This is a genomic window from Martelella radicis (genome assembly GCF_014196625.1).
GTDB classification, from domain to species: Bacteria; Pseudomonadota; Alphaproteobacteria; order Rhizobiales; family Rhizobiaceae; genus Martelella; species Martelella radicis.
Map to the genome: position 1 here is coordinate 43,415 of NZ_JACIDZ010000021.1, position 11,169 is coordinate 54,583.

Here is an 11,169-nt window from a genome sequence, read left to right on the forward strand (position 1 = left end):
AGCTCCTCCTTACTTCATGCCCGATGTCGCGATGCCGCGAACGATGAGTTTCTGGAAGGCGATGAAGAAGATCACCACCGGCACCAGCGATAGCACCGACATGGCGAACATCTGCCCGAAGGCGGATTTGCCCTCCTGGTCGATGAACAGCCTGAGCGCCAGCGGCACGGTGTAGTTCTTGATGTCGTTCAGATAGATCAGCGGCGCGAGGAAGTCCTCCCAGACCCAGATCATCGAGAAGATTGCCGATGTCGCCAGCGCCGGAAGCGACAGCGGCAGGATCACCGCCCAGTAGATCTTGAAGGCCGAACAGCCGTCGATCTGCGCCGCCTCGTCAAGCTCGCGCGGGATCTGGCGGAAGAACTGCACCATCAGGAAGATGAAGAAGCCATCGGACGCCAGAAAGCGCGGCACGATCAGCGGCAGGTAGGTATCGACCCAGCCAAGCTTCAGGAACATCACATATTGGGGGATCAGGACGACGTGATAGGGGATCATCAGCGTCATCATCATCAGCCCGAAGAACAGCCGTTTTCCGGTGAATTCCAGCCGCGCGAAGGCATAGGCGGCAAAGGAGCAAGAGAACAGGTTGCCGAGCACCGACAGCACCGTGACGATGGTCGAGTTGCGGTAGAAGATCGAGAAGGAGACCGGCAGCGCTTCCCAGCCGCCGGTATAATTGCTCCAGTTGAAGGTCGACGGCCAGAGGCCGAGACTTCCGAAGATCTCGTTTTCCGGCTTCAGCGACGACGCCAGAAGCCAGAGCAGCGGATAGAGCATGATGAAGGAGAAGACGATCAGGAAGATGTGCTTGAACAGCCGCGCCCGTCGCTCCCGCTTGTTCTTCGCCAGCCGGTATTCATGCGCGACGCGGGCCGCCTCGTCACGCTCGGCCTCCAGTTCCGTCTCGGCCAGCGCGGCCTCAGTCGCGTTCATTTTCATAATGCACCCAATATTTCGAGGTCGCGAAGGCAAGCGCGGTGAACAGGCCGATGATCACCAGCAGCACCCAGGCAAGCGCCGAGGCATAGCCCATGCGGAAGAACTTGAAGGCCTCGTTGAAGAGGTAGACGGTGTAGACCAAAAGGCTGTCCGCCGGGCCGCCCGTGCCGTTCGAGATGATGAAGGCGGGCGAGAAGATCTTGAAGGCTTCAATGATCTGCAGCACCAGATTGAAGAACACCACCGGCGCCAGCATCGGCAAAGTGATGGCGTAGAACTTGCGGAAGCGTGACGTCCCGTCGATATCCGCCGCCTCGTAGAGATCCTTGGGAATGCCGCGCAGCCCGGCCAGGAAGATCAGCATCGGCGCGCCGAACTGCCAGATCGCCAGCACGATCAGCGTATAGATCGAGGTCGATGGATTGGTGATCCAGCCGACGCCCTGAATGCCGAAGACGGCCAGCACCTGGTTGACCACGCCGTCGATCGAGAACAGCTGCCGCCATAGGATCGCGATCGCGATCGAGGCGCCGAGCAGCGAGGGGAGGTAAAAGATCGCGCGGTAAAGCCCGATCGTCCTCAAGCCCTTGTCGAGCAGCATGGCGACGCCGAGCGCCATGATCAGCCGCAGCGGAACGGCGAAGACGACATAATGGAAGGTGACTTCCAGCGTCTTCCAGAACCGGCGGTCGCGGGTGAACATGTAGATATAATTGTCGAACCCGGTCCAGCGCGGGTCGCCGACCATGTCATAGCGTGTGAATGACAGATAGAGCGACACCAGGATCGGACCGATGGCGAGCAGGAAGAACCCGATCAGCCAGGGCGTCAGGAACATGTATCCGGAAGCGTTGCGCGCTTTCGTATTCTTCATCGAACCACTCTTTCAGACGGGAAGAGCCGGTCCCCGCCTTTTGAAAAGCGGGGACCGGTGCTCAATCAGCGCGCGCGATCGATGATCGCCTGGGCGTCATCGACGAACACCTCGGCCGCCTGTTTCGGCTCGATGTCGCCGAGCACCACATTGGTGGCCGCGCGAATGAAGGCATCGCGCACTTCGCCGGCGCCCTTCGGCTCGGGCGGCGGAAGCGGGCCGACCTTGTCCTGAATGGCGTTGAAGTAATCCACGGAAACCTTCTCGGCGGGCGTGAAATCGGGCGCCAGCGCCGCACGCACGTCAGGATTGGCGGGGATGCCGCGTTCCAGGCCGAGGATCTTGGTTTCCTCCGGATTGTTGATCCAGTCGTTCATGTACATGATCGCGGCTTCCGGATCCTCGCTGTCGCGCGTCAGGCTCATGAACATCGACGGCTTGATGAACTGGCCGGGATCGCCGCCTTCCTTGTGCGGCACCATGGCGGCGCCGACCGGATCCTGCATCAGCGCCTGAACGCCGACGATCTGGTTCGACCAGAAGTTGGAGATCGCCGTATCGCCGGCGACAATGCCGACATCCGACATCGGCAGGTTGGCATCGAGCGACTTGTCGGCCGAGCGCAGCGCGCCGGCGGCCCTGAGGTCGCGCCAGAACTGCCAGTAGTCGGCGATGATATCCGGCGTCACGGTGACGTCGCCCTCGGGACCGAAGAAGCTGGAGCCGTTCTGACGGATCCAGACCTCGCAGACTTCCAGAACCACCGAGCAGTCGTCGGAGCCCTTGACCTTGCCACCGGTCGCTTCGGTGATGGTCTTGCAGACGTCGGCGAACTGGTCCCAGGTCCAGTTGATGACGTCTGTATCGCCAACGCCGGCCTCATCAAAGATCGTCTCGTTATAGACGAAGACCTGGCTGTTGGAGCCGATGTTGAGAGCATAGAGCTTGCCGTCAACCATGCCGCCCTGCAGCGGGCCCTTGTCGAAATTCGACAGGTCGAGGCCATTGCCGATGAACGGGTCAAGCTCCTGCAGAGCGCCGCGGCGGACATATTCGAACAGGAAGCGGTAATCCATCTGCACCAGGTCGGCCATGTTGCGGCCGGCGGTCTGGGTCGCCATCTTGGTCCAGTAGTCGCCCCAGCCGATCGTCTCGCCCGAGACGTCGATGCCGGGATGGTTCTTCTCAAAGACCTCGATCACCTCGAAGGTCCGCTTGTCGCGCTCGGGATTGCCCCACCAGAAATGGCGGATGCTGCGGTCCTGGGCAAACGCCGGCATCGGCAGGCCGGCGGCAAGCGCCAGTCCGCCCGTGGTGGTCAGAAATTTTCTACGTGAAACGGCCATAAACTCCTCCTTTTCATGGCTTTTCCCATCGCGATCCGGCGAAAGGCCGAACCATGGCAGATATATGCGGGCACAGCGGATCGAGCGCGCGCGAAGGCACACCTGAAGAAGCCATAACCCTGAAAATCCGGGAAAGAACCGCGTCATCACAGCCAGTCCACGCACGGCAATAAAGCCGTCGCGAGAGCCGGAAAACGCAAGCGCTCCTCAGCGCACAATCCTGTATTCCCGAAAATCCTCCCTTTCAAACGGGACGGCACGCGCCGTCTGGACATCCGGTCGGCCTGCTTCGTTCCTCCCCGCAGGCACTGACCGGCACACTCCGTTTCAACTTGGCCGCAATCCATAAACATGCGAACCATTTTTTTTGAAACGGCATTCCGTTTTCAGAATTTACAACACAGGCCTTGACCGATTGCAAGTCAAAACTTGCCGGGTCTGAGTTACGTGCACAATTTCAGGATGCCGGAGAACCGCCCCCGCCGCAACCGCCATTCGCCAGGCCTCGGGCACGAAAACGTTTTCAGGCGGACATGACGAAGCGGAAGCTGTGCGGTCCGGCGGCAAGACGGATCCGGCGGCCCGCAAGCGGGGCATCGTCGACGATCACGGCGCCAAGCCCCTCCGGCAGTTCGACATCCGCCGTGACGGAGGGCGGAAGGACCAGCTCCCATTCGCCGGCGTCACCGTCGATCCGCCAGCGACTTTCGACCGTGCCCGTGCGCGCCTCGTAGGCTGCCGCAACATGGCCGATGCGGCGATCGAAGACCGGACGCGCGGTGACATGGGCGTAGCCCGGTCCCGCCTCGCTCCAGTCGATGCCGGCAAGGCGCGACCAGATCCATTCGCCGACCGCGCCATAGGCGTAATGGTTGAAGGAGTTCATGTTCGGGCTCTGGAAACCGCCTTCCGGCGTCCAGCCGTCCCAGCGCTCCCAGATCGTCGTCGCTCCGTGGGCAATCGAAAAGCCCCAGGAGGGATAGGTTTCCTTCAGCAGCAGATCGACCGCGCGCGCCGGCCCAATATGATCGGCAACCACCGGGCAGACATGGCGCACGCCGAGAAAGCCGGTTTGCAGATGCCAGTCCGCCGCCTCGAAAAGCGCTTCCAGGCGATGGGCTGCCTCGCCGCGCTCGGCCTCCGGCAGGATGGCGAAGTCGAGCGCCAGCAGATAGGCGGTCTGCGTATCCGACACCAGCCTGCCGTCACGCCAATAGGCATCGACAAAGGCCTTTCGAAGCTTTTCGCCGAGCGTCTGCCACCGCCCCCGGTCCCGCCCGGTCGCGCCCGCAATCTTTTCCATCAGATCGGCGAGATGCACCCAATAGGCGCTCGCCACCAGGAAGGGGTCGGTCTTCGGGCCGACATTCAGCCAGTCGCCGTAATTGTTGTTGTTTCGGTTGACGCGCAGACCATCCGGATTGGCGGCCTCGATATAATCCATCCAGGCCACCAGCCGGTCATAGTTTCCGACAAGGAGATCCCGGTCGCCGTAACGCAGAAAATGATGCCAGGCCACGATGATCGGCGCATCGCCCCAGCCGGGCGCGCCCGGTTGCGGGGTCAGGCGATAGGGGTTGAGCGGCTTCGTCGGCGCGACGTCGGGAAAGGCGCCTTCCGGCGACTGTCCGTCGGCAAGATCCACCATCCATTTGTTGAGAAAGGCCTCAACGTCCATGTTATAGCCGGCCGTGCGCCAGAAGACCTGGGCATCCGCCGACCAGCCATAGCGCTCGTCGCGCTGCGGACAATCGGTCGGTACGGAAAGGAAATTGCCGCGCTGGCCCCAGACAATGTTCGACAAGAGCTGATTGACCAGCGGATTGCCGGTCTCGATCGTTCCGCGGACCGGCGTATCCGTCTGGATGGCGATCGCGGTAAGCTGCGGTTCGCTCTCCGCAGCCCCCTCCACCGTCAGCCCGGCATATTGAAAGCCCCGGAAGGTGAAGCGCGGCTTGAACACTTCCTCGCCCTCGCCCCTGGCGATGTAGATGTCCTCATTCACGGCGTAGCGCATATTGTCGAGATAGAGCCCGCCGTCTTCCTGAAGACGCTCGGCAAAGCGAAGGCGGAAGACGGTGCCCGCCGGAGCGCTGACCCTGAGCTCGGCGTAACCGGCAAGGTTCTGCGAGAAGTCGAAAATCCGCATGCCGTCTTTCTCATGCAGCAAACGGCCTTCGAACCGTGCGACCTCACGAGCGGGCGGCACGCGCTGGGCGTCGAGCGCCGGCGCGCCGGGCTCAGGAATGAAGGCCTCGACCGGTTGCCAGGCGGCCGTATCGAAACCAGCCTTGTCCCAGCCATCGATCTCGAGGCGCGCGTCATAGGCCTCGCCGGCCAGGAAATCGCTGTAGAGGATCGGCCCCTGCGTCGTCTGCCAGCTTCCATCGCTGACGACCGTCTCCACGCGTCCGTCGGCATATTCGAGGTGGATCTGGCATTTGAAGGCCGGGCGGCCGCCATAGTGATTGCCGGCGCGGCGCTGGTTGTGGCCGATGCGGCCGGAATACCAGCCCTCGCCGAGGATCGCGCCGACGACATTTTCGCCGGCAGCGAACATGTCCGTCACATCGAAGGTCTGGTATTCGACGCGGGTGTGATAATCCGTCCAGCCCGGCGCCATCACATGATCGCCGACGCGGGCACCATTGATGAAGAATTCGTAGAGCCCGAGCGCGGTGACATAGGCAAAGGCGCGTACCGGCTTTTCGCCAAGCTCAACCGAGCGGCGCAGATAGTCGGCGGGCCGCGCCTGAAAGCGGTTGTCATAGCGGTTGCCTTGCGGCACGTCGCGGCCGGCCGGCAGCACGAAATAGCGCGCGATCCACTCAGCCTCCCAGTCCTCCGCCCGAAGCCCCGTGAAAAAACGGACCGGTGGCGCAAAGCCTGAGTCCCTGCCGTCTTCATCCCAAAGCGCAACCGACCACCAGATGGCGCGGTCGGAAGCGGGCGGCGCACCGTCCCAGGTCACACCCGGCCAGTCGCCTTCCCGTCGGCCGCTGTCGAACAGGTCGCCTCTGCCCTCTGCAATACTTTCCCGATCGGTCCCGGCGACAACCCGGAAAGCGCTCTGCGCCTTCGCATCCCCGCTCACGACCCAGGAAAATCGCGGCAATTCGCCGTTCAGCCCGCTCGCCTCGTCAAGGGCCGCAACGCGCAGGTTCAAGGGTTTCAGCATCTCTCTGCTCCCCGGATTTTATAAATGAATTCAGAGCTGCAGGGCACGATTTCGGGCATTGCGCACATGCTTGTCCATCGCGTCGATGGCCGCGATCCTGTCGCGTTTCTGAATGGCATCGATCACCGCCAGATGATCGCCGAAGGCTTCCGGCAGAACGGTTTCGTTGAGCCGGATCCGGTCGAGCTTGATCAACCGCATGCGGATGGCGTTGATATTGTAGGCATTGCGCAACAGTTCGTTGTCAGTGGCGGAAATCAGGAGGTTGTGAAACCCGGTATCAATCTCCTGCCCCCGTGCCAGAAGCTCCGGCGTCGGCGCTTTTTTCACCGCCTCGACGATATCCGTATGCAGCTTGCGCTGGCTCTCGAGTACGGCGTCAGACATTTCCTTCACGGCATGGATCACCGCTTCGCGCTCAAGCGCTGCACGCATCTGAAACGTGTTGCGGATCATCGACAGATCGATGGCCGGTATCAGGATGCCGCGCTGCGGCAGCACGCTGACGAGCCCTTCGGCCTGAAGCCGTGGCAAAAGCTCGCGCAGCGCGCCGATGGAGAGGTTCAGCATGTCCACCAGCGCGCGCTGGGAGACCATCTGGCCGGGCCGCAGGCGCCCGCTCATCAGAGCATCCTGAAAGAGGTCATAGGCCGCGTCTTTCACGCCCGCGCCGCCAGTCTCGGCTGCAGCTTGTTTTACCACGGCTTTTCCTCCCTCTTCCAGATCAGGACGACGCATCTACGCCGTCCTTACCACTTGGCATATCAGCCTGCGACCTGTTCTTCACCTGCTGCCGCATGGACCTTCTCCATGATGTCCGCACTGGCCGGAGAAAGCGGCGGCAGCGTCAGCCTGAAGGCGTCATCATTGCACATTTCGGCGACCAGTCCCTTCAAGACAGGCGTTCCGCCATAAGCATCGACAGCTTCGATGCGCGCTTTGGCCCGTGCGCGCAACTGATCGGTGAGCGGCCCGATATAAAGCCGGACTGTATCAGCGGGATAAGGATTTGTCATACCACCGATCATACCAGCGCCGCCGGCGGCAACCATATCCGGCAGGATTCGGTCATCGCCGGTAAAGATCGACAATTGCGGGAAGGCCTCGATCAGCTTCAGCCCGTCAGCGAGATTGCCGGTGGAGTCCTTGATGCCGATGATTCGCTTGCCGAACCGCTCCAGCATCACCTCCACCAGCGGCACGTCGAATTTGACGCCGGAAAAATGCGGAAAATTATAGAGCACGATCTCGATGTCCGGCGACCCAGCCCGCTTGATCATCGCCTCATAGAAGTCGGCAACCGCCTCGTTCGAGGACGGCGTGTAGTAATAGGGCGGAATGACAAGCGCCGCGCGCGCACCGACCTCTGCAATCGCGGCAAGCATGTCGCCCGCCTCATCGACGGCGGAGGCGACGACGCCGGGGATATGGCGTTTCATATCCATGCCGGCGCCGGCGAGCGCGCGCAGGGCGGCGGCCTTCTGGCGGGTCGAAAACGAAGCCCCCTCGCCCGTCGTGCCGAATTCTGAAACGAAGGAACAGCCTCCGGCAAGCACGAATTCCATATGCGACTTGAGGCGCTGAACGTCGATTTCGAAATCAGGCGTCACCGGCGTTATGCACGCTCCCACGACGCCCCTCAGATCACTGTCCGCCAGCATGATGTTCCTTTCCCGGCATTGATCATATGTTTTATCGTATAACTGATACAATCAGTATTTACATCAGTGATCGAAACCCGTAAAGTCCATTTTGCCAGCCGGGACATTTTGGTACATGAGGGGCCCGGCAGACCTGACGTTTAGGGAGGAATGATTTTGAAGAAGTCACTTATCGCCAAGGCTCTCCTGTGCTCCGTGTTCATTGCGACGCCCGCTCTGGCCCAGGATCCGATCGAATTCAAAATGACCGTGCCGAGCGTGCCGACCGACCTGCACACCAAGGCGCTGCACGTTTTCGCTGAAGAAATCGAAAAGGAAATGCCCGGCGCGTTCGACGTGCAGATCTATGATTCGGGCTCTCTGTTCGGCCAGGGCGCCGACCTTGACGCGCTTCAGCGCGGCAATGCCGAGATGACCTACGTCTCCTACCAGCTGATTGCCGACGCCCTGCCCCAGTACGGCCTTCTGACCGCCGGCTATCTGTTCCAGAACCCGGAACACTACCGCGCCTTCCTGGCAAGCGACATCGGCACGGAATTCAAGCAGACGGTTTCCGACGAGATGGACATCCAGCTCCTCGACGCCTGCTATCTCGGTACGCGCCAGCTCAACCTGCGCAACCAGATGGACATCCAGACCCCGGACGATCTTGCCGGCGTGAAGCTGCGCATGCCGAGCTCGGATGCATGGCTGTTCCTCGGTCAGGCACTTGGCGCCAACCCGACGCCTCTGCCCTTCGGCGAAGTCTATCTGGGTCTTCAGACCGGCACGATCGACGCCCAGGACAATCCGCTGCCCACCGTCGAGGCCGCGAAGTTCTATGAAGTCACCGACCAGATCACGCTGACCTCGCATCTTGTCGACGCCATCAACTTCTCCGTCTCCAACATCTTCTGGGAAGAACTGGATGACGCGCAGAAGGAGGCCGTGACCAAGGCCGCCAAGGCTGCCTGCGACTGGAACAACGCCGAGCGCGTGAAGGTCGAGCAGGACCTCGTTGCCTTCTTCGAAGAGGAAGGTCTGACCGTGACCACGCCGGATGTCGACGCGTTCCGCGCCCATGTCCAGGAGGCCTACATGCAGTCGCCGCGCGCTGCCGACTGGCCTGAGGGCTGGGTCGAAAAGATCAACCAGATGGCTGAGTGATCCGCCATGCCGGCCCGAGACAATGCCAATGCCCTGCGAAAGTGGGGCATTTTTCTAAAAGGCGTCGCGGACACGATCGGCGCCCTGTTCTTCCTGTCGGCCTTTGTCGGATTCATCATCCAGATCTTCTACCGTTACGTGATGAACCGGCCATTGCTGTGGACCGAGGAATTCACGATGATCGCCTTCGTCTGGGCGGTCTTCTGGGCGGCCGCCTTTTGCGTTCCGATGCGCGAGCACGTCTCCTTCGATGTTGTCTATGACATCGTTCCCGAGCGCACGCGGCGGATTTTCACCATGTTCTCGATGGTGATGCTGATTGCCGCATTTGCCCTCCTGATACCCTATACCTGGGACTATCTCGACTTTCTGACACGCAAGAAGAGCTCGGTTCTGCGCATCCCGATGAACTATGTTTACGGCTGCTACCTGCTCTTTCTGTTCGGCTTTACCGTCCAGGCAATCTGGCGGCTCGCGCGTCTTTTCGGAGCCAAATGGACCGAAGAGATCTGACGGGGGACTTTTGACATGGCATTTCTTTCCGAGCATGCGCTGATCGTCATGCTGGTCATCATGGTGACGATCACCATCACCGGGCTGCCCTTCGGCATCTCGATGATCGTTGCCAGCATTTTCTATCTGTTCCTCGCCGGCCGCGATGTCGGCCTTGCCGCGGAGAACGTGCTGAACGGCGTGTTCGGCAATTTCGTCGCGCTCGCCGTGCCCCTCTTCATCTTCGCGGCCAATGTGATGAACGAGGGCAAGATCTCCGACAGGCTCCTGGACTTCGCCCTCGCCGTGGTCGGCCGGCTTCCCGGCGGTCTGGCGCAGGTCAACATCTTCACCAGCCTGATCTTTTCCGGCATGAGCGGCTCGGCGATCTCGGATGCCGCGGGCGTCGGCAAAATCATCACCGAGATGATGATGAAGGAAGGCCGCTATCCGCGCGGCTTCGCCGGCGCGCTGACTGCGGCCTCCGCCGTTGTCGGCCCGATCTTCCCGCCGTCGATCCCCATGGTCTTCTACGCGCTGATCTCGTCGACCTCCGTCGGCGTGCTGTTCCTCGGCGGCGTCGTGCCGGCAATCCTGATGTGCACCGTCATGGCGGTCGCCGTCGGCATCATGGCCAAAGTCCGCGGCTTCCCGATCGAGGAGGCCGTGCCGTTCCGCGCCCTGCCGTTGATCATCATCCGCGCGTTTCCGGCCCTCCTGATGCCGATCATCCTGCTGGGCGGCATCTATTCGGGCATCTTTACCCCGACCGAGGCAGCCGCCGTTTCGGCGCTCTACGCCCTGCTGCTCGCCGTCTTTGCCTACCGGGTGCTCGGCCTGCGCTCCTTCTGGAACGTCGTCGTTTCCAGCATGAAGACCACCGCCGTGGTCACCATGGTGCTCTGCGGCGCCTTCATCTTCAATTATGTGATCACCGTCGAGCGCGTACCCCAGGCCGTCTTCCATCTGTTCGAAAGCTTTCAGCTGGAGACCTGGCAGTTCCTGATCCTGCTCAACATCCTCTATCTCCTGCTGGGCTGCATCCTCGACGTCTCGACGATCATGCTGGTGGTGACCCCGCTGTTCATCCCCACGGCGGCAGCGCTCGGCATCGACCTCAATCATCTGGGCATCGTGCTGGTGTTCAACATGATGATCGGGCTGATCACTCCGCCCTACGGCATATTGCTGTTCATCATCAAGGCGCTGAACGGGATACCCTTGTCGGAGATGATCCGGGAGACATGGTTCTTCATGGCGATCCTGATCACCATGCTCCTGGCGCTGACCTTCATCCCGAGCCTCAGCCTGTGGCTGCCGCGCGCGGCGGGCATGCTCTGAGCGCGAAAGATCGACAGAAAAGGCAAAAGGCCGGCTCGATGGTGGGGCCGGCCTCCGACTACAGACAAAGCCCGTTGCAGCTGTGAAGCCTGCTCCCCATTCTCCGTCACCCCGGCCCTGAGCCGGGGTCCAGGGCCACAAAAATGCCTTGTGCCACAGCGTTTTAGGCGCGATGGTCTGCGCAATTTA

The 11,169-nt window shown here is 61.3% G+C and carries 9 protein-coding genes; 3 read left to right on the top strand and 6 right to left on the bottom strand.

The genetic code is table 11. From position 1 onward, the window contains the following. Positions 1-9: 9 nt before the first annotated feature. The 6 genes from GGR30_RS21435 to GGR30_RS21460 all read right to left on the bottom strand — a co-directional run bounded on the left by GGR30_RS21435 (position 10) and on the right by GGR30_RS21460 (position 8,001). A complete protein-coding gene (locus GGR30_RS21435) occupies positions 10-780 on the bottom strand; it encodes a carbohydrate ABC transporter permease (RefSeq protein ID WP_246414095.1) in 771 nt (256 codons plus the stop codon). A 142-nt stretch (positions 781-922) separates the two neighbouring features. After that, positions 923-1,816 carry a carbohydrate ABC transporter permease gene (locus GGR30_RS21440; protein ID WP_183490995.1) on the bottom strand — a complete coding sequence of 298 codons (894 nt, stop codon included), beginning with the start codon at positions 1,814-1,816 and terminating at the stop codon, positions 923-925. 65 nt (positions 1,817-1,881) lie between these two features. Beyond that, positions 1,882-3,162 carry an ABC transporter substrate-binding protein gene (locus GGR30_RS21445; RefSeq protein WP_183490997.1) on the bottom strand — a complete coding sequence of 427 codons (1,281 nt, stop codon included), beginning with the start codon at positions 3,160-3,162 and terminating at the stop codon, positions 1,882-1,884. 523 nt (positions 3,163-3,685) lie between these two features. Continuing rightward, positions 3,686-6,340: an alpha-L-rhamnosidase gene (locus GGR30_RS21450; RefSeq protein ID WP_183490999.1), complete on the bottom strand. Its 2,655-nt coding sequence runs from the start codon at positions 6,338-6,340 to the stop codon at positions 3,686-3,688. A 30-nt stretch (positions 6,341-6,370) separates the two neighbouring features. Further along, the gene (locus GGR30_RS21455) at positions 6,371-7,042 is read right to left on the bottom strand and encodes a GntR family transcriptional regulator (protein ID WP_343066531.1); all 672 of its coding nucleotides are present in this window, start codon (positions 7,040-7,042) and stop codon (positions 6,371-6,373) included. Positions 7,043-7,104: 62 nt separating this feature from the next. Further along, entirely contained in the window at positions 7,105-8,001 is an 897-nt protein-coding gene (locus GGR30_RS21460; RefSeq protein WP_183491003.1) for a dihydrodipicolinate synthase family protein, read from the bottom strand. 156 nt (positions 8,002-8,157) lie between these two features. Here GGR30_RS21460 and GGR30_RS21465 point away from each other — a divergent pair, with 156 nt between their 5' ends. The 3 genes from GGR30_RS21465 to GGR30_RS21475 are packed head-to-tail and all read left to right on the top strand — an operon-like array spanning position 8,158 to position 10,980. Further along, positions 8,158-9,147, top strand: a complete 990-nt coding sequence (locus tag GGR30_RS21465; RefSeq protein WP_246414091.1) for a sialic acid TRAP transporter substrate-binding protein SiaP — start codon at positions 8,158-8,160, stop codon at positions 9,145-9,147. A gap of 6 nt (positions 9,148-9,153) precedes the next feature. Further along, positions 9,154-9,660, top strand: a complete 507-nt coding sequence (locus GGR30_RS21470) for a TRAP transporter small permease (RefSeq protein WP_183491007.1) — start codon at positions 9,154-9,156, stop codon at positions 9,658-9,660. A 15-nt stretch (positions 9,661-9,675) separates the two neighbouring features. Further along, positions 9,676-10,980, top strand: a complete 1,305-nt coding sequence (locus GGR30_RS21475) for a TRAP transporter large permease (protein WP_138748128.1) — start codon at positions 9,676-9,678, stop codon at positions 10,978-10,980. Positions 10,981-11,169: the final 189 nt, after the last annotated feature.

Excerpts from the sequence above, each read along its gene's own strand:
- GGR30_RS21475 (WP_138748128.1), top strand. The coding sequence starts at position 9,676 with ATGGCATTTCTTTCCGAGCATGCGCTGATCGTCATGCTGGTCATCATG.
- GGR30_RS21445 (WP_183490997.1), bottom strand. The coding sequence starts at position 3,162 with ATGGCCGTTTCACGTAGAAAATTTCTGACCACCACGGGCGGACTGGCG.
- GGR30_RS21450 (WP_183490999.1), bottom strand. The coding sequence starts at position 6,340 with ATGCTGAAACCCTTGAACCTGCGCGTTGCGGCCCTTGACGAGGCGAGC.
- GGR30_RS21470 (WP_183491007.1), top strand. The coding sequence starts at position 9,154 with ATGCCGGCCCGAGACAATGCCAATGCCCTGCGAAAGTGGGGCATTTTT.
- GGR30_RS21440 (WP_183490995.1), bottom strand. The coding sequence starts at position 1,816 with ATGAAGAATACGAAAGCGCGCAACGCTTCCGGATACATGTTCCTGACG.
- GGR30_RS21435 (WP_246414095.1), bottom strand. The coding sequence starts at position 780 with ATGCTCTATCCGCTGCTCTGGCTTCTGGCGTCGTCGCTGAAGCCGGAA.
- GGR30_RS21460 (WP_183491003.1), bottom strand. The coding sequence starts at position 8,001 with ATGCTGGCGGACAGTGATCTGAGGGGCGTCGTGGGAGCGTGCATAACG.